This is a genomic window from Paracoccus ravus, from assembly GCF_004522175.1.
Taxonomy (GTDB): Bacteria; Pseudomonadota; Alphaproteobacteria; order Rhodobacterales; family Rhodobacteraceae; genus Paracoccus; species Paracoccus ravus.
In genome coordinates this window covers 1-24,275 of record NZ_SDEB01000019.1, presented here as the reverse complement: position 1 = coordinate 24,275, position 24,275 = coordinate 1, and the positions used below count along the sequence as shown (strand labels likewise).

17 protein-coding genes and 3 pseudogenes are annotated in these 24,275 nt (G+C 63.8%); 5 read left to right on the top strand and 15 right to left on the bottom strand.

Translation table 11 applies throughout. The features are described 5' to 3' along the window. Positions 1-2: 2 nt before the first annotated feature. Genes ESZ60_RS14745 through ESZ60_RS14735 form a run of 3 tightly spaced genes read right to left on the bottom strand, consistent with a single transcriptional unit; the run spans position 3 to position 3,159 of the window. Positions 3-860 carry an ABC transporter permease gene (locus ESZ60_RS14745; RefSeq protein WP_134681495.1) on the bottom strand — a complete coding sequence of 286 codons (858 nt, stop codon included), beginning with the start codon at positions 858-860 and terminating at the stop codon, positions 3-5. Positions 861-870: 10 nt separating this feature from the next. Then, positions 871-2,025 (bottom strand): ABC transporter substrate-binding protein, encoded by a 1,155-nt coding sequence (locus ESZ60_RS14740; protein WP_134681494.1) that lies wholly within the window; start codon positions 2,023-2,025, stop codon positions 871-873. 24 nt (positions 2,026-2,049) lie between these two features. Then, entirely contained in the window at positions 2,050-3,159 is a 1,110-nt protein-coding gene (locus ESZ60_RS14735) for an ABC transporter ATP-binding protein (RefSeq protein ID WP_134681493.1), read from the bottom strand. Between the two features lie 132 nt (positions 3,160-3,291). Between ESZ60_RS14735 and ESZ60_RS14730 the strand changes: the two genes are divergently transcribed. Further along, on the top strand, positions 3,292-4,074 hold the full coding sequence (locus tag ESZ60_RS14730) for a helix-turn-helix transcriptional regulator (RefSeq protein ID WP_134681492.1): 783 nt from the start codon (positions 3,292-3,294) through the stop codon (positions 4,072-4,074). 153 nt (positions 4,075-4,227) lie between these two features. Then, positions 4,228-6,450 (top strand): catalase/peroxidase HPI, encoded by a 2,223-nt coding sequence (gene katG, locus ESZ60_RS14725; RefSeq protein ID WP_134681491.1) that lies wholly within the window; start codon positions 4,228-4,230, stop codon positions 6,448-6,450. 60 nt (positions 6,451-6,510) lie between these two features. On the opposite strand, the gene ESZ60_RS14720 is transcribed toward katG, so the two are convergent. From ESZ60_RS14720 to ESZ60_RS14710, 3 genes are all read right to left on the bottom strand, one after another. After that, complete coding sequence (locus tag ESZ60_RS14720) at positions 6,511-7,278, bottom strand: SDR family NAD(P)-dependent oxidoreductase (RefSeq protein WP_134681490.1); 768 nt, start codon at positions 7,276-7,278, stop codon at positions 6,511-6,513. Between the two features lie 185 nt (positions 7,279-7,463). Next, entirely contained in the window at positions 7,464-8,414 is a 951-nt protein-coding gene (gene speB, locus ESZ60_RS14715; protein WP_134681489.1) for an agmatinase, read from the bottom strand. Between the two features lie 201 nt (positions 8,415-8,615). Then, a complete protein-coding gene (locus ESZ60_RS14710; protein ID WP_134681488.1) occupies positions 8,616-9,188 on the bottom strand; it encodes a cupin domain-containing protein in 573 nt (190 codons plus the stop codon). 141 nt (positions 9,189-9,329) lie between these two features. Between ESZ60_RS14710 and ESZ60_RS14705 the strand changes: the two genes are divergently transcribed. Further along, complete coding sequence (locus ESZ60_RS14705) at positions 9,330-10,607, top strand: 4-aminobutyrate--2-oxoglutarate transaminase (RefSeq protein WP_134681487.1); 1,278 nt, start codon at positions 9,330-9,332, stop codon at positions 10,605-10,607. After that, positions 10,607-12,073 (top strand): NAD-dependent succinate-semialdehyde dehydrogenase, encoded by a 1,467-nt coding sequence (locus ESZ60_RS14700; protein WP_134681535.1) that lies wholly within the window; start codon positions 10,607-10,609, stop codon positions 12,071-12,073. Before ESZ60_RS14705 ends, ESZ60_RS14700 begins: the two co-directional genes overlap by 1 nt. A 42-nt stretch (positions 12,074-12,115) precedes the next feature. On the opposite strand, the gene ESZ60_RS14695 is transcribed toward ESZ60_RS14700, so the two are convergent. The 8 genes and pseudogenes from ESZ60_RS14695 to ESZ60_RS21305 all read right to left on the bottom strand — a co-directional run. Then, on the bottom strand, positions 12,116-13,996 hold the full coding sequence (locus tag ESZ60_RS14695) for a bifunctional sugar phosphate isomerase/epimerase/4-hydroxyphenylpyruvate dioxygenase family protein (RefSeq protein ID WP_134681486.1): 1,881 nt from the start codon (positions 13,994-13,996) through the stop codon (positions 12,116-12,118). 57 nt (positions 13,997-14,053) lie between these two features. Then, a complete protein-coding gene (locus ESZ60_RS14690; protein ID WP_134681485.1) occupies positions 14,054-15,550 on the bottom strand; it encodes a tripartite tricarboxylate transporter permease in 1,497 nt (498 codons plus the stop codon). A gap of 12 nt (positions 15,551-15,562) precedes the next feature. Further along, entirely contained in the window at positions 15,563-16,063 is a 501-nt protein-coding gene (locus tag ESZ60_RS14685; RefSeq protein ID WP_134681484.1) for a tripartite tricarboxylate transporter TctB family protein, read from the bottom strand. Positions 16,064-16,149: 86 nt separating this feature from the next. Continuing rightward, the gene (locus tag ESZ60_RS14680) at positions 16,150-17,142 is read right to left on the bottom strand and encodes a tripartite tricarboxylate transporter substrate binding protein (RefSeq protein ID WP_134681483.1); all 993 of its coding nucleotides are present in this window, start codon (positions 17,140-17,142) and stop codon (positions 16,150-16,152) included. A 159-nt stretch (positions 17,143-17,301) separates the two neighbouring features. After that, on the bottom strand, positions 17,302-19,356 hold the full coding sequence (locus ESZ60_RS14675) for a TRAP transporter permease (protein ID WP_134681482.1): 2,055 nt from the start codon (positions 19,354-19,356) through the stop codon (positions 17,302-17,304). 92 nt (positions 19,357-19,448) lie between these two features. Next, positions 19,449-20,450, bottom strand: coding sequence for a TAXI family TRAP transporter solute-binding subunit (locus ESZ60_RS14670; RefSeq protein ID WP_134681481.1), 1,002 nt, complete (start codon positions 20,448-20,450; stop codon positions 19,449-19,451). A gap of 584 nt (positions 20,451-21,034) precedes the next feature. Beyond that, positions 21,035-21,535: pseudogene (locus tag ESZ60_RS21870) on the bottom strand (helix-turn-helix domain-containing protein); the annotation flags it as partial. Positions 21,536-21,814: 279 nt separating this feature from the next. Beyond that, positions 21,815-22,447: pseudogene (locus tag ESZ60_RS21305) on the bottom strand (transposase family protein); the annotation flags it as partial. A 260-nt stretch (positions 22,448-22,707) separates the two neighbouring features. Here ESZ60_RS21305 and ESZ60_RS14655 point away from each other — a divergent pair. Next, on the top strand, positions 22,708-23,934 hold the full coding sequence (locus ESZ60_RS14655) for an IS110 family RNA-guided transposase (RefSeq protein ID WP_134681479.1): 1,227 nt from the start codon (positions 22,708-22,710) through the stop codon (positions 23,932-23,934). Between the two features lie 96 nt (positions 23,935-24,030). On the opposite strand, the pseudogene ESZ60_RS14650 reads toward ESZ60_RS14655, so the two are convergent. Then, a pseudogene (locus ESZ60_RS14650) lies at positions 24,031-24,275 on the bottom strand (ISNCY family transposase); the annotation flags it as partial.

The following is a 24,275-nucleotide window of genomic DNA, read 5'->3' as shown; positions in this document are numbered from 1 at the left end:
TCTCACATCAGGCCGGTATCGTCGCGCGCCGCGCCGATGCGGCGCAGGAAGCGCATGTAGAGCGTGACCGTCACCAGCATGATCGCGACCAAAGTCACCGCCATAGCCGATCCGAAGGCCCAGTTGCGCGATTGCAGGAACAGATCGACCAGCGCATTGCCGACGAAGAAGACCTTGCCTCCGCCCAGCATCTGCGGGATCAGGTATTCCCCCATCAGCAGGATGAAAACCAGCATCGAGCCGGTGGCGACGCCGGGCAGCGACAGCGGCAGCGTCACCTGCAGGAAGCTGCGCCAGGGCGCCGCGCCAAGGTCCGAGGATGCCTCGAGCAAGCGCTTGTCGAGTTTCTCAAGGCTGACATATATCGGAAAAACCATCAGCGGCAGATAGCCATAGACGATGCCCACGAGTACCGCGAAGGGCGTGTTGATCAGCCGGATGTCTCCCAGCCCCAGATCCGAGAGCAGCGCGGGGATGCCGCGTCCGCCCAGCAGGAAGATCCACGCATAGCTGCGGATCAGGATCGAGGTCCAGAACGGCACGATCACCAAGACCAGCAGCAGCGTGCGCCAGCGCGGATTGGCCCGCACCGCCAGAAAATAGGCCAGAGGATAGGCGATCAGCAGCGCGGCCAGCGTGCCAGCCGGGGCCAAAAGCAAGGTGTTCTGGAAAGCCGCCCATCGGCTTCCCAGATTGGCATATTGCGCCAGCGTCAGGGCCGGGGCGTAACCGCCCGCAGGCGCCCTTTCGCCAAGGGAATAGACCAGAACGACAGCCAGCGGCAGCACCAGTAGCGCCGCATACCAAAGGCCCGCAGGTCCAAGCAGAAGCCAGCGTGCCCGGCCCTTCGTCATGGTCATCCCCCTCGCCTCAGGCCGATTTGAAGCGCGCCATCAGCTCGGCGCGGTTCGGATCGGTCAGCGTCGCCGCCGCGCCGAACTCCTGCGCGTTGAGCAGATCGGCGGCCGGGTACAGGATCGGGTCTTCCAGCACGTCCTTGGGCAAAAGCGCGTTGACGCGGCTGTCGGCCACCGGGAAGCCATGCGCGGTCGCCTCGCGCGCGTTCACCTGCGGGTCGATCAGGAAGTTGATCAGCGCATAGGCCGCCTCGCGATGCGGCGCGCTTTTCGGGATGGCGTAATAATCTGACCAGATCTCGCCGCCGTCCTTGCCAAGGGCGAAATGGATTTCGGGCATGTCCCGGTTCATCTGCTTGCCTTCGCCGGTCCAGCACATGGTCAGCCAAGCATCGCCATTGCGCATCGGCGGCTGGTAGTCCGAGCTGATCGCGAAGAGATGCGGCTTGACCTGCAAGAGCAGATTCTCGGCATCGGCCAGTTCCTTGGGATCGACCGAGTTGAAGGAATAGCCGTAATATTTCAGCGCGTTGCCAATGGTGGTCAACTGGTAGTCATGCACCATGGTCCGGCCCGAGAAATCGGTCATGGTGATGTCGAAGAATTCCTTCCAGCTGGTGAAGGGGGCCTTGGCCTTGGTGCTGTCCCAGGCCATGCCGGTCGTGCCCCAGTTCTTCGGCACGGCGTAAAGCTTGCCATCGACGGTGCCGGCATCGGCAAAACGCGCCTCGAAGGCCGCCGGGTCGTAATTCGGCAGCTTGGACAGGTCCAGAGGCTCGATCAGGTCGGCCTCGACATAGGTGGTGATGGTGTAGTTCGTCGGCACGAACACATCCCAGCCCGAGCCGCCCGCCTGCAGCTTCGCCAGCATCTCTTCGTTCGAGCCGAAGACGTTGACCTGCGTCGCGACGCCCGTGGCCTTTTGGAAGGCTGCAAAGCTTTCAGGGTCGTGATAGTTCGGCCAGGTCGCCAGAACGGCGCGGTCGCCCAGTTCGGCGGCATGCGCGCCCCGCGGGCGCATCATCGGCATTGCGCCGGCCATCACAGCCATGGCCGTCCCGAGGCCGGTCACCCCAAGGAAATGCCGACGCGAAACCGAGCCCTTGCGGTAGCGTTCCAGTTCCTCGGCGAATTTCCGGCGCGAGATCGGTGCGTTATCGTCCTGCATGTAGCGTCTCCCTTTTTGGAAATCTCAGTCCTGACCCAGGATCAGGCCATTGCCCTGATCCCAGAGGATATGAACCTCATGGCCCGTATCCACGCCCGGCAAGGCTCTTTCGGCCTGTCGCGGGACCATGACCTGCAATTGTCCCAGTGCGGGATGGCTCAGCAGGTATTCGACATGTTCGCCCAGAAAGGTCATCCGGCACAGCTTGGCCACGATATCGGGCAGGCCGGGCTGGGGCGCGGTGGCGAGGCGCAGCGCCTCGGGGCGGATCGCCAGATCCACCTTGGCGCCGGGGCTGACGGGATGGGGGGCCTCGACCACGACATCGTGGTTCGAGGCCAGCCGCACCAGCGCGTGTTCTCCGATATTGCGGATCACCGTGCCGGTCAGGATATTCGCGCGGCCGACGAAATCGGCGACATAGCGGTTGGCGGGGCGGTCATAAAGCTCGCGCGGGGTGCCGATCTGGGCAATCCGGCCCTTGCCCATCAGGCAGATCCGGTCCGACATGGACAGGGCCTCTTGCTGGTCATGGGTGACGAGGATGAAGGTGATGCCGAGCTTTCTTTGCAGAGACAGCAATTCGGTCTGCATCTCGCCGCGCAGTTTCGCGTCAAGCGCGGCCATCGGCTCGTCCAGAAGCAGGATCTTGGGCTCGTTGACAATGGCGCGGGCCAGCGCGACGCGCTGCTGCTGCCCGCCCGACATTTCCCAGATGCGGCGCGGGCCGAAATCGCCCAGACGCACCGTGTCGAGCGCGCGTGTGACCCGGGCGGCGATGTCCTCCTTGGCGAGCCTCGGGCGACGCTGCCGCAAGCCGTAGCCGACGTTTTCCGCCACCGTCATATGCGGAAACAAGGCGTAATGCTGGAACACCATATTGACCGGACGGCGATAGGCAGGTTCCGCCCCGACCTCTTGTCCGTCGATCAGGATGCGGCCCTCGGTCGGGGCCTCGAAACCCGCGAGCATGCGCAGCGCCGTGGTCTTGCCGCAGCCCGAGGGACCGAGAAAGGACAGGAATTCGCCCTTGCCGATCTTCAGGTTCAGCCTGTCGGCGGCCAGAACCCTGCCGAAACGCTTGGTGGTGTTGACGAACTCGGCGATGGTCTCGCCTTGCGTCGCATATGCCATGCTTCAGTCTTCCCTGTCGATAAACCCTTGACGCGGGCTACCCCTTGCTTTGAGAAATTCGTAAGAAACTGGCGAAGCGTTGTATATACCACAAAAGGCATAGCGCTGGCTTTGGCCCGGAAAGGACGCAAAATGGACTGGTTCAATGCGAGCGCGCGGGTGGTGGAAGCGGTTGGCACGCCCGAATTTGCGGCAGAACTGGTCGCGGCGCTGCGCAGCATCGCGCCATTCGAACATAGCGTGACCTTTGCCTATTTCCAGGATCGCCGACCGCTGGCGCTGCATGACGAGTTTCCCGCCTGGAAACGGCAGGTCATGGTCGCGGATTATCAGGCTGGCCCCTATCTGCTGGACCCGTTCTACCTGAACCCGCCCCAGCCCGGTACGGCCTGCCTGATGCGGCTACGAGAGCTTGCGCCGGACCGCTTCTACCAGGCCGAATACTTTCGCAACTACTATGTCCAGACCGAACTTGCCGAGGAAATAGGCTTCATGTTCGATATGGGGCAAGGGGTACATCTCGTCGTTTCGGCGATGCGCGCGACTCGGGTCTTTTCGGCGCGCGAGTTCCGGGAATTGCGCGCCGTCCTGCCCTTTGTCGCGGCGGCAGCGCGCAAGAACTGGCCCGATCTGGTCCAGGAATTCGGGCCGCAGCCTGCTGCCGCGCAGGGCAGCCTTGCCGAATTGATCGAGACGGCCTTCCGCAATGTCGGGCGCAATCTCCTGACCCCGCGCGAGACGGAAGTGGTGGAATATACCCTCAAGGGCCATTCCGCCGAGGCCACGGGCAAGGCGCTGGGGATCTCGCCGGGGACGGTGCGCATCCACAAACGCAATATCTATGCCAAGCTTCGGATCGGCTCGCAGGGCGAGCTTTTCTCACATTTCATTGCAGCGCTTTCTGGCGTGAAATAAGCGCGGCATAACCGCGCATTATAAAGATCATTAGCCTTTAGAAATTTATCTGATCGACACAATGGCATAATACTTTCGACGAAGCGCGAGTCACCGAGGCCCGTCCCGTTGCCGGGCGGATCAAGGTCGCAAGTCAGCCGAAGGAAGACAGAGATGGACGACAAACAAGTCAGAACGGGCGGCGGATGCCCGGTCATGCACGGCTCCAACCGCAACACCCGTGTCAGCGCCCGGTCGAACCGGGAATGGTGGCCGAACCAGCTCAACCTCAAGATCCTGCATCAGGACAATCACCAGCTGAACCCGCTGGGCGAAGCCTTCGATTATGCCGAAGAGTTCAAGAAGCTGGACCTCGAGGCCGTCAAGGCCGACCTGCGCAAGGTCATGACCGACAGCAAGGATTGGTGGCCGGCCGATTGGGGCAATTACGGCCCGCTCTTCATCCGCATGGCCTGGCACAGCGCCGGGACGTACCGCACCGCTGATGGCCGGGGCGGCGCGCGCTCGGGCGCGCAGCGTTTCGCGCCGCTGAATTCGTGGCCGGATAACGTCAACCTCGACAAGGCCCGCCGCCTGATCTGGCCGATCAAGCAGAAATACGGCAACAGCCTGTCCTGGGCCGACCTCTTGATCCTGACCGGCAATGTCGCGCTGGAAGAGATGGGCTTCAAGACCTTCGGCTTCGCCGGTGGCCGTCCCGACGTCTGGGAGCCGCTGGAGGATATCTATTGGGGTTCCGAGGTCGAATGGCTCGCACTGAGCGGTTCGGAAGGCAGCCGCTATTCGGGCGAGCGTCAGCTGGAAAGCCCGCTGGCCGCCGTTCAGATGGGCCTGATCTATGTGAACCCGGAAGGTCCCGACGGCAACCCGGACCCGGTCCTGGCCGCCAAGGACATCCGCGAGACCTTTGGCCGCATGGCCATGAATGACGAGGAAACCGTCGCGCTGATCGCGGGCGGCCACACCTTTGGCAAATGCCATGGCGCGGGCGAAGCAAGCCACGTCACCGCGGATCCCGAAGGTGCGTCGATCGAGTTGCAAGGCTTTGGCTGGCACAGCACCCACGGCACCGGCTTTGGTGCCGATGCGATCTCGTCGGGGCTCGAAGTGGTCTGGACCCAGACGCCCACGCAATGGAGCCACAACTTCTTCCGCAACCTGTTCGAATTCGAATGGGAACTGACCAAGTCGCCCGCAGGCGCGCATCAGTGGAAGCCCAAGGGCGATGCTGGCGCAGGCACGGTTCCGGACGCGCATGACCCCAACAAACGCATCGCGCCCTCGATGCTGACCACCGACCTCTCGCTGCGCTTCGATCCGATCTATGAAAAGATCTCGCGCCGCTTCTACGAAAACCCCGAGCAGTTCGCCGACGCATTTGCCCGCGCATGGTTCAAGCTGACCCATCGCGACATGGGGCCGAAAGCCCTGTATCTGGGCCCGGAGGTTCCGGCCGAGGATCTGATCTGGCAGGACGTCGTCCCGACCCCGGACTACCCGATGATCGACGCCGCCGACGTGGCCGATCTGAAAGCCAAGGCTCTGGCCTCGGGTCTCGCCGCTTCGGAACTGATCCAGACCGCCTGGGCCTCGGCCTCGACCTTCCGCGGCTCGGATTATCGCGGCGGCGCGAATGGCGCGCGCATCCGTCTGGCCCCTCAGAAGGACTGGGAGGCGAACCAGCCCGAACAACTGGCCCGTGTCCTGTCGGTGCTGGAAGGCATCAAGGCCGAATTCGACGCCAAGGGCGCGAAAAAGGTCTCGATGGCCGATCTGATCGTGCTGGCCGGTGATGCCGCCGTCGAAGCTGCTGCCAGTGCCGCCGGTTACGAACTGTCGCTGCCCTTCGCCGCCGGCCGTGGTGACGCCACCCAGGAGCAGACCGATGTCGAGAGCTTCGACTGGATGGAGCCGATGGCCGATGGTTTCCGCAACTATCAGCGCAAGCAATTCTCGGTCGCGGCCGAAGAGCTGCTGATCGACCGCGCCCAGCTGCTGAAACTGTCCGCGCCGGAAATGACCGTGCTGATCGGCGGGCTGCGCGCCCTGAACGCCAATTACGGCGGCACCGCGCATGGCGTTCTGACCAGCCGCCCGGGGCAGCTGACGAATGACTTCTTCGTCAACCTGCTCAGCATGGACACGGTCTGGAAGGCCCAGTCCGACGCGCAGGACGTGTTCGACGGCACCGATCGCGCGACCGGCGCGCCGAAATGGACCGCGACCCGTGTTGATCTGGTCTTCGGCTCGAATTCGCAACTGCGCGCCATCGCCGAGGTCTATGCCCAGGACGACGCCAAGGCGAAATTCGTCGCGGACTTCGCCAAGGCCTGGACCAAGGTGATGAACGCAGATCGTTTCGACCTGCCGAAATAAGCCGGTCATCGTCACAGAAAGGGCGCGGGCATCTGCTCGCGCCCTTTTTCATGCCCGCCGTCAGGGCATGTATTGCCCGCCATTCACATCGAGGATCTGGCCCGTCACATAGGCGCTCAGCACCGGTGACGCGAGAAACAGATAGGGGCCGACGCAATCCTCGACCGTGCCAAGCCGGCCCAGCGGTATGGCCGCCTTCATCGCGGTCATGATTTCGGGCGGGGTCGCGGCGTGAAACGGCGTGTCGATCACACCGGGCGCCACGGCATTCACCCGAATGCCCATCGGCGCGAATTCCCGCGCCATGCCACGGGTCAGGTTATGCACATAGGCCTTGGCAGCGGCATAGAAGCCCGCGCCAATCCCGCCACCATTGCGCCCCGCGATCGAGCCGGTATTCACCACCGCGGAATTGCCGCTCTGTTTCAGCCAGGGGAGGGCGGCATGGGTCACACTGACCAGCGCCCGGCAATTCAGGTCGAACACTTCGGCGGCCAGATCGCCGCCCGCCGCAGCAAAGGGCTGGCGCGGCCCCATCGCACCGGCATTGTTGATCAGGATGTCGAGCCCGCCCAAGGCCTCGGCGGCCTCGGCCACCAGACCCGCGGCCGCGTCGTCCGATTGCAGATCCGCCTGAACGGCCGTCGCCGTTCCTCCTTCAGCGTTGATGCGCGCGGCCAGCGCCTCGGCAGCTTCGGCGCCACGATTGTAGTGGATCGCGACGGCGGCACCCTGACGGGCCAGCGCCGCGGCGACGGCATGACCGATTCCCGAACTTGCTCCGGTCACCAGGGCGCGGCGCCCGGTCAGGCCAAAGACATCGCTCATGCGTCAAATCCGATCCGCGACAAGGCCGAAAGAGAAAGGGCAGGGGGCATTGGGCTTCTCCTCAGAAGGGGGATGAGCGACGGTTATGACGCGAAGGCGCTTCGTGCTGCAAGCCGTGCCGGTCCTGACCGCGTCCCGCTGCCGACCAAGCATCGGCCGGCGACAGGATTTTTGCAGCCGCCCCCTCAGCGACGTTTGACGCCGGGCAGGGCGCAGAGCATCTCGAACAGGAAATTGGCGGCGATGACAGCGGTATTGCCCGCAGGATCATAGGGCGGCGAGACTTCGACCAGATCGCAGCCGACAAGGTTCAGCCCGGCGCAGCCCCGGATGATCTCGAGCCCTTGGATCGTGGTCAGGCCGCCAACCTCGACGGTGCCGGTGCCGGGGGCGAAGGCCGGGTCGAGGCTGTCAATGTCATAGGACAGGTAGACGGGCGCATCGCCGATGCTGGCACGGATCTCGGACATCAAGGGGGACAGGCTCTTGTGCCAGCATTGCTCGGCTGGGATGACCGTCCAGCCTTTCTCGCGTCCCCAGTCGAAATCTTCTGCCGTATAGCCCGAGCCGCGCAGGCCAATCTGGAAGACCTTGTCGTTCAGCAGGCAATCATCCTCCCAGGCGCGGCGGAAGGGGCAGCCATGCGCCTCGCGCTCGCCGAACATGTGCTCATTCGTGTCGGAATGGGCATCGACATGGATCAGCGCGACCGGCCCATGCTTTTCCCGGATGGCCCGCAGGATCGGCCAGGTCAGGGTGTGATCGCCGCCCAGCGTCAGTGGGATGACGTCATGGCGAAGCACTTCGCGGTAATGTCCCGTGATGATCTCGACCGATTTCTTCAGGTCGAAAGTGTTGATCGGCACATCTCCGATATCCGCGACCTGCAGGCTGTCAAAGGGCGCGGCACCGGTTGCCATGTTATAGGGACGGATCATGCGGCTTTCGTCCCGGATCTGGCGTGGCCCGAGGCGGGTGCCGGGTCGGTTGGACGCGCCGATATCCATGGGAATACCGATGAAGCAGGCATCGAGCCCCGCCGCCGTGTCTTGCGCGGGCAGGCGCATCATGGTGGCAGGCCCCCCGAAACGCGGCATGCTATTGCCGCCAAGCGGCTGATTGAAAATGTCTTTCATGGGTCGGGCGCTCCTGCATTCCGGGTCTTTTGCAGAGACGTTAGCCCCGTTCCCGGGCCGGCGAAAAGCATTCCTCGACGAGATGAACGCGGTAATTTCGCTCTGCCACAGCCTATCCGCCTTTTTGGGCGCAAGGCCCGATTTTGCGCCGGGCAATTCCTTGGCGGCAGGGGGCAGCGCTGGATCCGGTTCCTGCCAAGTCTAGAATGTCGGCGGCGTGCAGGCGCTGACGATGACGCAGGGCTCGCCCCCCACCTGCCGGAACCGATGCGGTTTGCGGCTGTCGAAATAATAACCGTCACCCGGGCCGAGGATGCGGCGTTCCTCGCCCACGGTGACCTCGATCCGGCCCGAGACGACGACACCGCCCTCTTCGCCCTCATGCTGATACATCACCCGGCCCGTATCCGCGCCGGGCTCGTAGCGTTCGTGCAGTATGGTCATCGCGCGGCCGAATTGACTATTGCCGACGCGCTTCAAGGACAGCTTTCCCTTGCCGATTTCCGGCAGGTCCTCGGCCTGATAGAAGATCACCTGCTCGGGTTCTGGCTCAAAGGCGAAGAACTCCGAAAGGCTCACCGGGATGCCGTCGAGGATGCGCCTGAGCGCACCGACCGAAGGGTTCGTCTTATCCGCCTCGACCAGCGAGATGGTCGCATTGGTGACATTGGCGCGCTTGGCCAGGGCACGCTGCGACAGGCCTGCACGCTCGCGCAGGATTCGCAGCCGCTCGCCCAGACGCAGATCGCGGAGTTCGGTGTTTAGGTCGTTCATGATCGTTAACACTCTGCCAGTCACTATAGAAAATTCAATGCGTTGCGCAGAGTAAGAATTAGACTGTCAAAACCATTTTGAACAGGGCATCTGCGAAGCTAACCGGACGAAAATCAGCCCGGACCCTTCAGGAGGCATCACATGCTCAACGCCGAAATCGCCGCTCGCCGCCAGACCACCATCGCCCGTGGCGTCGGAATGCAGACCCAGATCTATGCCGCCAAGGCCCGCAACGCCGAGGTCTGGGATGTCGAGGGCACCCGTTACATTGACTTCGCCGCCGGCATCGCGGTCGTCAATACCGGACATTGCCACCCGAAAGTGATGGAGGCCGTGAAAACTCAACTCGAGGCTTTCACCCATACCTGCCATCAGGTCCTGCCCTATGAGAATTACATCGCCCTCGGCGAGCGCCTGAACGCGCTGGTCCCCGGCGATTTCGACAAGCGCACCACCTTCGTCACCACCGGTGCCGAAGCCGTCGAGAACGCGATCAAGATCGCCCGCGCCCATACCGGCCGCAATGCCGTCATCGCCTTTGGCGGCGGCTTCCACGGCCGCACCTTCATGGGCATGTCGCTGACCGGCAAGGTCCAGCCCTACAAGGCCGGCTTTGGCGCAATGATGCCCGATGTCTTCCATGTGCCCTTCCCGATCTCTCTCTATGGTCAAACGACGGCGGATGCGATGGCCGGCATCGAGAAGCTGTTCAAGGCCGATCTGGACCCGGCTCGCGTCGCCGCGATCATCTTTGAACCAGTTCAGGGCGAGGGCGGCTTCTACCCGGCACCGACCGAGTTTGTCCGCGCAATCCGCGAGCTTTGCGACAAGCATGGCATCGTGATGATCGCCGATGAGATCCAGACCGGCTTCGCCCGCACCGGCACGCTCTTCGCAATGGAACAGCACGGCATTGCCGCCGATCTCGTGACCATGGCCAAGGGCCTCGCCGGCGGTCTGCCGCTCGCTGCCGTCACCGGCCGCGCCGAGATCATGGATGCCGCCAATCCCGGCGGGCTGGGCGGCACCTATGGCGGCAACCCGCTGGGTATCGCAGCAGCCCATGCCGTGCTGGACGTGATCGAGGAAGAAAACCTCTGCGCCCGCGCCAATGAGTTCGGCTCGCGCCTGCGCCAGCGTCTGGAAGCGATCCGCGCCACCACCCCGGAACTGGCCGAAGTGCGCGGCCCCGGCATGATGGTCGCCGCCGAGTTCAACACCGCAGACGGCAAGGCGCCGAACGCCGATCTGGTCAACCGCATCCGCACCGAGGCGCTCAAGCGCAAGCTGATTCTGCTGACCTGCGGCGTGAACGGCAACGTGATCCGCTTCCTCGCGCCGCTGACCATCGACGAAGGTCACTTCGCCGAGGCGCTGGACATCCTCGAAGACTCCATCGCCGCTGCAAAGGCCGCATGATGCTGGACAATAAACATGGGCTTAGCCTCAAGGACCCGAGCCTGATGACCGGCAGCGCCTATATCAACGGCGCGCGCTTCAAGGGCGACAAGGTCTTCGCGGTGACGAACCCGGCCACCGGCGAGGAACTCGCCCAGGTCGCGAACATGGGGGTGGCCGAGCTCTCAGTTGCCATCGACGCCGCCCATGCCGCGCAGAAGCCCTGGGCCGCGCGCACCGGCAAGGATCGCGCGTCGATCCTGCGCCGCTGGCATGACCTGATCCTTGCCAATGTCGAGGATCTGGCCGTGATCCTGACCGCCGAAATGGGCAAGCCGCTGGCCGAGGCCAAGGGCGAGATCGCCTATGGCGCGGCCTATGTCGAATGGTTCGCCGAAGAGGCCAAGCGCGTCTATGGCGACACCATTCCGGGCCACATGCCGGACAAGCGCATCATCGTGCTGAAGCAGCCGGTCGGCGTCGTCGGCGCGATCACGCCCTGGAACTTCCCGAATGCCATGCTGGCGCGCAAGATCGCCCCGGCTCTGGCGGCGGGCTGCACCATGGTCGCGCGCCCCTCGGAACTGACGCCGCTTTCGGCGCTGGCTCTGGGCGTGTTGGCCGAGCGTGCGGGCATCCCGGCAGGGGTCCTGAACATCGTGCCGGGCCTCGATGCTGCGGGCATGGGTGCTGAGCTTTGCGCCAATCCCAAGGTCGCCAAGATCTCGTTCACCGGCTCGACCCGGGTGGGCAAGATCCTGATGCGTCAGGGTGCCGAGACGATCAAGAAACTGTCGCTGGAACTGGGTGGCAACGCGCCCTTCATCGTCTTCGACGATGCCGACATCGATGCGGCGGTTGAAGGCGCGATGGTCGCCAAGTTCCGCAACAACGGCCAGACCTGCGTCTGCGCGAACCGCATCTACGTCCAGTCGGGCGTTTACGATGCCTTCTCCGAGAAGCTTGCGGCCCGCGTCGCGGCGATGTCGGTGGGCAATGGCCTGACCGAGCCGGTCCAGGTCGGCCCGCTGATCAACACCGCGGCTCTGGCCAAGGTCGAGGATCACATCGCCGACGCCGTCGCCCATGGCGCGACCGTCGCCACCGGCGGCGCGCGGCACGAGCTGGGCGGGACCTTCTTCCACCCGACCGTGCTGACCGGCATGAAACCCGAGATGAAGATCAGCCGCGAAGAGACCTTCGGTCCCGTCGCCCCGATCTACCGCTTCGAGACCGAGGACGAGGCGATCGCACTGGCCAATGCCAGCGAATTCGGCCTCGCGGGCTATTTCTACGCCCGCGACCTGAGCCGCGTCTGGCGCGTGGCCGAGGCACTCGAGACCGGCATGGTCGGCGTCAATACCGGCCTGATCTCGACCGAGGTCGCGCCCTTCGGCGGCGTCAAGCAATCCGGCCTCGGCCGCGAGGGCAGCCATTACGGTCTCGATGATTACTTGGAAATCAAGTACATGTGCCTCTCGGTCTAATCCGAACAGAAGCCCCGCCAGTTCGGCGGGGCTTTTTCCGCTTCAGGCGCTCGGCATTCCCGCGGGGCGTGAGGTGCGCTTCTGGGCGGCGATGCGGAAGGGCGCATTCGGCGCGCCATAGCCTTGATAATTCCCATGCCGCTGGACGATCTCCAGAAAGAACCCGTCCTTGCGCGGCACCGAGTAAAGCTGGAAGAACTGCCCGCCCGCATCCTCGTCATACATGATATTGGCGCGCTTCAGGCGCTCGGTCAGGCTGGCATCCAGCCCGAAGCGGGCGGCGAGGTCGTCATAGTAATTTGCCCCGATCCGCAGCACCGGGAAACCCCGACTTTCCAAAGCGGCAGCCGTGGCAAAGATATCGGCACTGGCAAAGGCGATGTGCTGCACGGATGAGCCAAGGCTGTCCTCAATGAAGCGCCCGGCGAGGGTGCGGCGCGCCTCGGCCCCGTTCAGCGTGACGCGCAGCCCGCCCGATTGCACCGCCTGCGAGCGCACCAGCCCGTCCGGGTCGATCACATCGACCATCGGCGATTTGGTCCCGGCAAAGATTTCAGTGTAGAAAAGCGAGGAACTCAGCATCTCGTCATAGGGCATGGTCTGGGCGATATGGTCGATGCCGATGATGCCCGCGCCGATGGGCGCTCCGGCGATGGTGCGGAAATCGACATCCCAGATCCGGCCCAGATCCGAGGCCCCGTCGAGAAAGCGCAGCACGCTGCCGCTGACGCCGCGAATGGCGGGGATGGTCAGCTCTCCGCCCTCGACGGGCTGCTGATGCGGCTGGGCCAGCAGCGCGGTGGCGCGTTGGAATGCCGCCTGCGCATCCGGCACGGTCAGGCCAATCTCGGAGACAGTCGTGCCATGTGCAAGGAACGAGGTCCGGGCAAAGCCTGCGGCGTCGGTATTGACGAGCAGGTTCACCCCGCCCTGCCGCCACAAAGTCACCGGCTTCGAGACATGCTGCCCGGCGGGCTGGAAGCCGGTCGCGGTCAGGAGCGCGGTCAGGTCCGGTGCCTCGGCCTCGCTGGTGGCAAATTCGATGAACTCGATGCGCTCGACCGGGGCAGGGGCGGGGAAGGCGGGCAGGTCCACCGCCAGCGCCGGCTCGGCGCGCCGCGCGCGGTCCTGCAGCGCGATCAGGCTGCGATGCCCGTCCAGCGCGACAAGGCGCGGCAGGCCCGAGCGGAACTGGTCGTTGAAGATCTCGAGGCTCAGCCAGCCGTCATAGCCGGTCGCCAGCACCGCCCGCATGAAGCCCGGCACGTCCAGGTCGCCCTCGCCGGGCATGTTGCGGAAATGGCGCGACCAGTAGAGCAGGTCCATCTCGATCGCCGGGGCATCGGCAAGCTGGACGAAGAAGATCCGGTCGCCGGGGATCGAGCGGATGGAATCCGGGTCGATCTTGCGGCCGAGCGTGTGAAAGCTGTCGAGGATCAGGCCGATATTCGGATGGTCGGCGCGGCGCACCACCTCCCAGGCGTCGCGGTGATCGTTGACGTAGCGGCCCCAGCACAGCGCCTCGTAGCCGACGCGGACGCCATGCTGCGCGGCCAGATCGCCAAGCGCGTGGAAATCATCGGCCATGCGGTCGATGCCGCCCATCGCGGCCGGATGCAGCGACGAGCAGAACAGCACCAGATCCGTGCCAAGCTGGTTCATCAGCTCGAACTTGCGGGCGGCGCGGGCGAAGGCGCGCGAGCGATGCGGCTCGGGCAGGCCCTCGAAATCGCGGAAGGGTTGGAAAAGTGTGATCTCCAGCCCGTGGTCGCGCACCATGCGGCCGACCTCGGCGGGGCTGAAATCCGAGGCGATGAAATCCTGCTCGAAGATCTCGATGCCGTCGAAACCCGCGGCCTGGATGGCGGCCAGCTTCTCGGTCAGCGTGCCCGAAAGCGAGACGGTGGCGATCGAGGTCTTCATTCCGGATCCTTTCCCAGTTGTTTCGGGCGGGCCGCGCAAGGCGGCCCGCATCTTGGCTCAGGCGGCCTTGTTGCGGCGGACGTAGCGCCAGACCGGGGTGTTCGACAGGATGATAAGCAGCACCGCGAGGAAGAGGCAGAGCGACAGCGGGCTGGTCACGATGCCGCGCATCAGCCCGCCCAGGCTTTCCTGCTCGGAGATGATCGCCCGGCGCCAGTTGTCGTCCAGAAGGCGGCTCAGGATGACGCCCAGGATGACCGGGCCCAGCGGATAGCCGTATTCCTTCATGAAATAGCCGAAGACCCCGAAGCCGAGCATCCAGTAGACATCGGTGACGTTGTTGTTCACCGCATAGGCCCCGACGATCGACAGGATCAGGATGACCGGGATCAGCACGGTGCGCGGCAGCTCGACGATCTTCACGAAGAGCTTGATGCCGGTCAGGCCGAAGATCAGCATGAAGCAATTGGCGAGCATCAGCGAGCCGACGATGAACCAGAACATGTGCGGCTGCTCGACCATCAGCATCGGGCCGGGATTGAGCCCGTGGATGAAGAGCGCGCCGATCATGATCGCGGTCACCGCGTCGCCCGGGATGCCCAGCGTCATCATCGGGATGAAGGCGCCGCCGACAGCCGCGTTATTCGCCGTCTCGGGCGCGACGAGGCCCTCGACCGCGCCCTTGCCGAAGGGCGTCTCGGGGTTGCGGGTGGTGCGCTTGGCATAGTCATAGGCCATCAGCGCCGCGATATCGCCGCCGGTGCCTGGCAGCGCGCCCACGACCGTGCCGATGGTCGAGGTCTGCATGCCCAAGGGCAGGTGCTTCCTGACCATCGACCAGGCCGGGATGATGCGGGTGATCCTTTGTTTGACAGCCGGGGTATTGACCGAATGCAGCTGCGACAGCGCCTCGGCCACGCCGAACATGCCGATCATCACGGCGATGAAGGAAACGCCCCCGCGCAGTTCGTCGAACCCAAAGACAAAGCGGTCCTGCACGGTCAGCGGGTCCATGCCCACCGCGCCGATGCCGATCCCGAGCGCGCCCGAGAAGACCCCCTTGATCAGGCTTTCACCCGAGAGCGAGCCGACCAGCAGGATGCCCATGATCGCCAGCAGCATGAAGTCGCGCGGCTGGAAGCGGATGGCGAAATCCGAGAGGCTCGGCGCAAAGAGCGCGAGCGCCAGGATGCCGATGAAGCCGCCGATGAAGGAAACCACGGTGACGATGCCGATGGCCTCTCCGGCGCGGCCCTGCTGGGCCAATGGGAAACCGTCCATCGCCGTGGCGATCGCCGAGGGCGCGCCGGGGATGTTCAAGAGGATCGCGGTGCGCGAGCCGCCATAGACCCCGCCCATATAGATGCCGATCATCAGCGCGAGCGCCGGATAGACATCCCATGAAAAGGTGAACGAGATCAGGATCGACACCGCCATGGTGACCGACAGGCCGGGGATCGCACCGACATAGATGCCGGCAAAGGTCCCGACAGCGATCAGGCCCAGCAGTTTCAGGTCCGTGACCGGCATCAAGAGGTTGGAAAGAATGTCCATGATGCGCTCCGATCAGAATAGCCGCGAGAACCAGGCGAGGATCTCGCCTTCGGGAACGATGCCCTGCGGCATCAGCACGCTGAAGATCAGCCGGAAGACGAGATAGATCAGCGCGACCGTCCCGACCGCGACGCCGATGCAGAAGCCCCAGCCACGCCGCGAGAGGTAGCGCACCATCACGATCAGGAAGAGCACCGAGGTCGGGATGAAGCCCAGCCGGCTCAGCGCCAGCGCATAAAGCGCGACCATGGCAATGGTGACGACGATCGGCATGGGCAGGATGTCGCGGATAAAGCTCTGATCCGTGGCGACAGGCTTTCGCAGGACCTCCCAGAGGATGCGGCCGGCGGCCAGGACCATGACGGCGGTGGTGAGCATCGGCACGGCGCCCGGCGAGGACAGGGCCTCGAAACCGGAAATGCCATAGGCCGAGTAAAGCAGGAACAGGCTGGCCCCGACGAGGATCAGGTTGAAGACCAGTTCTCCGGGGCGTCGGTTGCGCGAGGGGTGCATCGCATGACCTCCCTTGATCTTTGAATGAGGACACCGCCCCGCATCGCTCGGGATCCGGGGCGGCGCTTACAGGTTACACGATGGGATCAGGGCTTCGGGATGCCGAATTCTTCCGGAGATTTCTTGGCGATGCCTGCGTCCCAGACCAACCAGGACGTCTTGGACTGCCAGTCGGTCAGGAATTTCTGCGCATCATCGCCCGAAAGCGACAGCATCTTATAGCCGCGACCGTCGATCAGCTTGGTGAAGTCCTCATTGGCCGCGCCGGTCTTGTAGGCTTCGGACAGCTTGGCCACGACATCATCCGGCGTGCCCTTCTTGACGAAGACGCCGAAGAACGGCCCCCAGGGCAGGAAATCGGCGAATTCCGGGTTGGTCTCGACGATGGTCTTGACCTCGGGCAGCTGCGGCGCCGCTTCGGTGTCGAAGATGGCGATGGGCTTCATCTTGCCGCCCTTGATGGATTCAATCGCCGCGCCCAGAACGGCGGGCATCACATCGACCGCGCCGCCTTGCAATGCGGTCAGCGCCGGGCCGTCGCCGTCATAGGGGACGAAGGTGACCTCGATCGGGGTCTTTTGCTGGATCATCGCCGAGACGACCGAGGGCAGGCCGCCCGGGCCGGTCGAGCCGAACTTGACGGTCTTGGGGTTCGCCTTGATGTATTCGATCATCTCAGGGAAGGTGTCGAAAGGCGCATCTGGGCGCGCGACAAGGATCGGAACGCCGCGGGCAAGGATGTTCACCGGAACGAAGTCCGAGTAATCCTTCTGCCCCAGCTGCATGACCTTGTAGAGCAGCGGGTTCTCGGCCCCGAAGAGCACCGTGTAGCCGTCAGCATCCGCGCGCTCGACCTGGTTCAGGCCGATGGCACCGACGCCGCCGGTGACGTTTTGCAGGATGACCTTGCCGCCCAAGGCCTCTTCGGCATGGGGCGTGACCGAGCGCGCGACGGTATCGGTCGAGCCGCCGGCACCCCATTGGATGATGCCCTGAATGTCCTTTTCGGGGAATTCGGCAAGGGCCGGGGTCGCAGCCAGGCCAAGCGCGATCGCCGCGCCAAAGACGGATTTGAACATGTGTTCCTCCCTGAACTCTGCGGGACCACTCCTCGGGGTTCCGCTTGAAACTCACCATGTGCGATCAGGGTGTTAACTGCAATTACCGTTTGGTTGCCAGCGTTAACGTCGTGTTACGCCCAAAAAGGCCCGCGCGAGGGAATCGCGCGGGCCGATACCTTAGGCGAGGGCGGTTTTCCGCGCCCAAAGGGCTTGCCGCATCGCGACGGCCGCCAGGATCACACCGCCAATGGCGCTCGAGACCGGCTCTGGCGCGATCAGCAGGAAGGCCGCGATCACCAGCAGGACGCGCTCGACCAGCCAGAGCGGCGCGATGAGCCAGTTGGTCAGCGCGGCCGAGAGCGACAGGATGCCCAGAACCGCGCCGGTGAAAGCCAGCGCGAAGGAACCCCAGGTGAAGCCTTCGGTCACCAGTAGCAGCGAGGGCGAGAAGACGAAGACAAAGGGCACCAGCGCCTTGCCCATCGACAGCCGGAAGGCGGTGTTCCCGGCCTTGAAGGCATTGGCCCCGGCGATCCCAGAGGCGGCATAGGCCGCCATCGCCACGGGTGGCGTCACATCCGCGATCACCCCGTAATAGAAGACGAAGAAATGCGCGACCAGCGGCTGCACATTCATCATCCCCAGCACGGGTGCCGCCACCGCGACCATGATGATGTAATTCGCCGTGGTCGGGATGCCGCAACCCATCAGGATGCAGACCACCGCCGTCATCATCAGCGTGAAGAGCAGGGTCAGCGTCTGCACGCCCATGATCTCGAAGGGTAGGAAGCTCAGCGCCTCATAGGTCGAGACCCCCCAGCCCTGCGCGATCGAGGTCACCATGAAGGCGATCTTGAAGCCGATCCCGGTCAGCGTGACGATGCCGATGACGACGCCGACCAGTGCCGCGGCGGCCGTGACCGAAAGCGACTGTTTCGCGCCGAGGACGAATCCGTCAAAGATGCCGCGTGCGGTCCCCTTGATGCCATCGACCAGTCCAGACGCCATGACCTGCTGGATGAGATAGACGACGATACAGGCCGAGATGGCGCAGAAAGCCGACCAGAAGGGGGTGCGTCCCGACATCAGCATGAAGACCAGCAGGATCAGCGGGAAGGTCGAGAGCCAGCCCGCGCGCAGCACGGCGATGGCATTGGGCAGTTCTTCCTTGGTCAGGCCGCGAATGCCAAGGCGCTTGGCCTCGAGATGGACCTGAACCAGAACGCCGAAGAAATGCATGAAGGCCGGCACGATGGCGGCGATCAGGATGGTGCGCAGCGGAATGCCCAGATATTCTACCATCAGGAAGGCGACCGCCCCCATGACCGGCGGCGTGATCTGCCCGCCCGTCGAGGCCGCAGCCTCGACCGCTGCCGCGAAATGCCGCTTGTAGCCGACCTTGATCATGGTCGGGATCGTCAGCGCCCCGGTCGTCACGGTATTGGCGATGGACGAGCCCGAGATCGAGCCCATCAGCGCCGAAGACACCACCGAGACCTTGGCCGGCCCGCCCGAGAACCGCCCGGTCAGCGCCGTGGCGAGGTCGATGAAAAGCTGCCCCAGCCCGATCTTCTGTGCCATCACCCCGAACAGGACGAAATGGAACACATAGGTCGCGATCACCCCCAGCGCAGTGCCGTAGATGCCCTGCGAGGTCAGGTAGAGATGGTTGACGATGGCTTTCCAGTCGGCACCGGGATGGACAAAGATGCCCGGCATGCTTTTGCCGAAATAGGCATAGGCCATGAAGAGCATCGCGATCACCGGCAGCGGCCAGCCCATCGAGCGACGTACCGCCTCGAGCAGGGTCACGATCAGGATGGTGCCCATCGTGACATCGAGCATGTTCGGATTGCCGACGCGGAAAGCCAGTTGCTCATAGATCCAGGGCACGTAGAACGCGCTGACTGCGCCCGCGATGCCAAAGGCCCAGTCCAGAAGCGGCAAGCCCAGAAAGGTCGGCCCCGCGCTCTTGTGCCGGCCCGAAGCAAGGGCCGAGAAGCTCAGGAAGACCAGGAAAATCGTCACACCCATATGGATGCCGCGATGGGTCGTGGCGCGGGGAATGCCGAAACCGGCCGTGTAATAGTGATAGACCGACAGCAGGAACAGCACGATCGCGGTCAGGATGGCCACCGGGCGGGTCACGTCGCGAAAACGCGCCTCGGGGTCGAATTCCTCTTCGATTGCGCGCAGTTCGGCATCGGAAAGTGGGCGCGTGGACTCGGACATGCGTCGCTCTCCCTTCATTTCAACGGTTATACTTGCTTATACAATAAAACACGGCCCCGAAGGGCCGTGTCTGGATTCCGAGGGGGCGGCCCTTATTGAAGCTTGCCCATTTCCTTGTAGAACTTCTCGGCCCCCGGATGCATCGGGATGCCCGCGCCCTTGGTGGCATTGTCGAGCGTGATCAGCTTGCCCTTGGCATGGCCGGCGCCGAACAGCTTCTGGGTGCTGTCATTATAGAGCGCTTTGGTGATGTTATAGACCAGTTCTTCGGACTGATCCGCGCTGGTCACCATCTGCGCCCCGACCGAGATCGTCGCAACATCGGCATCCTGACCGCTATAGGTCCCTGCCGGGAAGCTGTCCTCGGCAAAGAAAGTGTATTTCTCGCGCAGTTGCGCGGCAGCCTCGCCGTCGATCGGGATCAGCTTGATGTCATGCTGGCTGGAAAGTTCGGCGATCGCGCCCGCCGGATAGCCGCCGACGAAGAAGAACGCGTCCATCGCGCCATCGCGCATCCGGTCGGCCGCCTGATCGGGCTTGAGGAACTCGGCCTGAACATCGCCTTCGCTCAGCCCATAGGCCTCGAGGATGATGCGGGCATCGACCAGGGTGCCCGAGCCGGGCTCGTCCAGCGACACCTTCTTGCCCTTGAGATCGGCAACGGTTTCAATACCCGAATCCGCGCGCGCCACCAGATGGATGCTCTCGGGATAGAGATTTGCGATCAGGCGCAGCTTCTCGACGGCGGGTTGTCCCTCCCACAGGCCGGTGCCGGTCTGGGCCCAATAGGCCACGTCGGACTGAGTAAAGCCCGCCTCAAGCTGGCCACCATTGATTGCGTTGATGTTGCCCACCGAACCGTTCGAGGCCACGGCCGTCGCAACAAGACCCGGCACGCCACAGGAACCGCCATCTTCGCAGGCGCGCGAACCGGGCGGGTTCGAGATCGCATTCGCGATCAACCCGCCGATCGGATAGTAGGTCCCGGCGGTGCCGCCGGTGCCGATGCGGAAAAACGACATTTCCTGCGCGATTGCACCTTGGGTGAAAATGCCGATTGCGGCGGCGACGCCCAGAATAAGGCTCTTGTTCATCTTGTTCCTCCTGTTGGATCCGGTGCTGTCTAACATGAGCCGACAGGCGTTTGAAGCCAGAGCATAAACCTGGTATAGAAGCGACGCACCGTCGTTCTCCGAGTAGGTGCCACTCCGCCTTGACGGGCCCTGTGCGTGGGGCTGCAGCATTGCCATCCTGCCTGCCATCGCAATCTTTTCGGCTGTCTGGCGTGGAAGTGCAAGAATATTTGATCGGCCCGAGATGTGGTTCAACTCTGAAGACGGCAACCTTGCCGCTCATCAGCTGATCCATGGCCGCGCGCCGCCTTCCTCTGGTCCCTGATCGACAAAGCGGGCCGCGAAGCGATGGTCATGGCCCCGGTCAGACGCATGATCCCGGCAGATCGAACCGCTGGCCGCGCCGGAGCCCGCGTACCCGCCGCCCGTGTCATCGGCTGGCGCGAAGGCCTGATTGACGCCAGCCGAGCGGAGCGGACGGCGGGTAAACCGGCCGAGATGCAGTCTGGTACAAGCAGTTGATAATTGATTTTCCATGAAGGAGAGGCGGTTTTCTTCGCTCTCACATACAGGGTTTCGTATGCTCAGGGCAGGAATACTCATGATGGCGCGAGATTTCGGCCATTGTTGCGCGTTAAAAACATGTAACGGGTCTTCCGCTCGACCAGCGTGGCCACATTCGCGTCGCCCTGAGCGCGCTCGAAGATCATCAAATCACCCTCACAATTGCCGAACTGACTGCGGTCGTTGATCTCCCCGGGGCGGTTGTGAATGATTGTTTCTGCGGGAAAATCGCGGTTTCTGGGCTGGCGGGCTTAGCGGGCCTTCCACTCCCGGCGCCGCTCGGCGCGCAATTCCGGCAGGCGCTCGAACTTGCGCCTGCGTGACCGCCTGCGCGCGGCTTGGGATTGCGCGCTCATGCGCCAGTAGCCATCGGCCTGCGGCACGTCCTTGTCGAGCCACCAGTTGCGCTTGACCTCGCGGGTGATCGTCGAGCGATTGCGGCCGAGCGTCGACGCAACTCTCGTCTTCGGCACCTTGGCCTGAAGGAGGTTGGCAATGACACGACGCTCGTCCGGCGTCAGATTTGTGGACGGGCGCCTCATGACATCCTCCGGAAGTTCATCAGGAATCTATCCTGTGATGCATTCCAGAATGGAATGTGCCCGGCTATAACCAATGTAGCAACCATTCAGAACTGTCCCAGTTCTGGCCATTCAGAAATGTCACCGTGCGCGGCATTGGCGGGCAGCCGGGCAGGGCGGAGACCTCCGCCATCGCAGCCCGGACCGGCTGCCCCGGGGACGGTCGGCGACGCTCAGAAATGAGGTAATACGCGCGTGTGATGCAGCGTCGGGCGAGGCCTGGCTCTGGTCTCTTGGCCGTCATTCCGCGGGCGATTGGCCAGCTGCGGCGGCCTCGGCGGCCAGCCGTTCGGCGCGCTTGTCGAGGATGGTCTTCTTGCGGCCGAGCGGCCTGCCGGTCAGCTCGTAGCGGGTGCGTTGCGTGCCGACGCGGCGCTCCTTCGGCGGATCCGTTTCCTGCTGCGCCTTGATGATCGCCAGGATCTCGCCGAGCCGCTTGTTCTCGGTGATGGCGGCGTGGGTGACGCGCTGCTCCTTGTCGAACATTGTATAGGGCAGGGCGATGCCGTTGACCGCGACCTCGATGGTGCCGTCCGCGTATTCGTAGAGATCGACATATTTGCCAGCGGCGGCCCGGCTCAGCTCGTTCGGTTCCAGGATGATGCGCTGCTTCTCGTAATTCAGGGCGAGATGCTGCGAGACCTGGCGCTCGTCGCGTCGGCACAGGATCCGGCGCAACCGGTCCGGCTCGACATTCAACGCGCGATGCAGGTTGTCGGGGCGATGCGGGATGCGGGCGAAGCGCGTGTTGAACGCCGCGATGAAGCCGGGCAGAAAGGCGTTCGCCGTCACCATGTCGCTGATGCCCGCAAGGCGCAACTCCTTGACCAGGCGGTCCTGCAGGGTGCGGTTGGCGCGCTCGACGCGTCCCTTATCCGGCATGATGAGAGCGGCGCTTCGAGGCCCTGCCGATTCTTCAGGATTGGCGTTATGGTGAGACCATCCGGGTTCTGGGGCGCCGGGAGCACGTGAGTGCGGGCAGACCGATCAACAAGCATGGGCCGCGAGCCCGAGCCTTTAAGTGGTCGCCCCTGCGGTCCGCCCGGATGCGCTGCGAGCGCGGATCTGTAGGTGCCGCGTGCCCGCCGCTCCCGTGAATGAAGACTCATTCGTTCCAAGAAGGGGAGGAAAGCATGAGGATCATCGGTTTGGACATTCACCGGGTCTTTGCGGAGGCGGTGGCGCTTGAAGGCGCGGAGTTCACGCGTCTTGGGCGGATTGGGATGACGCGCGAGCACTTGGCAGCTTTCGCTGCGACACTGAAGAAAACAGATCACGTGATTGTCGAGGCGACAGGGAACGCCACGGCGCTCGTGGAAATCCTGACGCCGTATGTCGCACGTGTGGCCGTCGCCAATCCGCTGCAGGTATACCTGATCGCCAAGGCGAAGACCAAGACTGACAAGATTGATGCCCGCGTCTTGGCACAGCTCTACGCCGCAGGCTTTCTGCCGGAGGTATGGGTGCCGGACGAGGCCACGCTGGCGCGGCGCCGCCAGGTCACACGCCGGAGCCAGCTCGTCAAACAGCGGGTCCGTCTGAAAGGGATCGTGCAATCTGTCCTGCACGCCCATCTCGTCCCGCGCTGCCCCCATGTGGATCTCTTTGGCATCAAGGGTCGAGCCTGGCTCCAGGCGCAGTATCTGCCCGAAGACGAACGCGAGGCAATTGCGCGCCACATCGACGAGTATGACCGCTTGACCGAGGCTCAGAAAGGCGTCGAGAAGGACATTGCCCGAGCCGCTTTGGACGACAAGGATGTCAAGCGGATCATGACTGCGCCCGGCATCGACATGGTTGTGGCAATCGGCGTGATGGCAGCCATCGGCCGGATCGAACGTTTTGACAACCCCGACAAGCTGGTCGCCTACTTCGGATTGAACCCAAGCGTCCGACAATCCGGCGAAGGGCCGGCGTATCATGGCCGGATCACCAAGCGTGGGCCATCGGGCGCCCGTCATCTCCTGGTCGAAGCAGCGTGGCAGGCCATTCGCGTCCCGGGTCCCTTGCGGGCTTTCTACGATCGAATCCGCGCACGCCGCGGCACCCACATTGCGGTTGTGGCAGTGGCCCGGAAATTGACCGCTCTGATTTGGCACATGCTGACAAAAGGCGAAGACTACACCTGGGCGCGGCCGGCGCTGATGACTCGAAAGATGCGGTCATTGGAACTGGCGGCCGGTCTTCCCGCGCGACGCGGCCAACGCGGTGCCACCTATGCCTACAACCTCCCGGACCGCCGACAAGCAGATCGGGCCGTTGCGGATCAGGCTGAGTGTGACTATCGGCACCTGACCCAAGGCTGGCGAAAGCAAGGGCCGGATCGCGGCGCAGGCGCCACACATGAGGAACGTCAATGATCTGGCCACGCGACGAGGTTTGAACCTCACACCCCGTCCTTTGCCCCGTGGTCGCCTGCAGTGCAGAAAATAGCACGTACACACCGAAAGGGTCTATTCAATCTCATCCGTGGCCTGGGAGGAATTGGCGCAGAGGATCTCGATGTTGAGCTCGTCGAGGGCGCGGCCGAACTGCGTCATGCCATGGCCGGTCCGCGCCTCGGCGCGGGTCACCCGGAACACAGAATGCTTGTCCGAGTAGAAGGCGACGGGCCGGCCATGTTCCTGCAAATAGCCTTCCAGTGCCTCGAAATAGCTGAAGGTCGTTTCCGAGGCGACGAAGCGCATCTGCATCAGCCGGC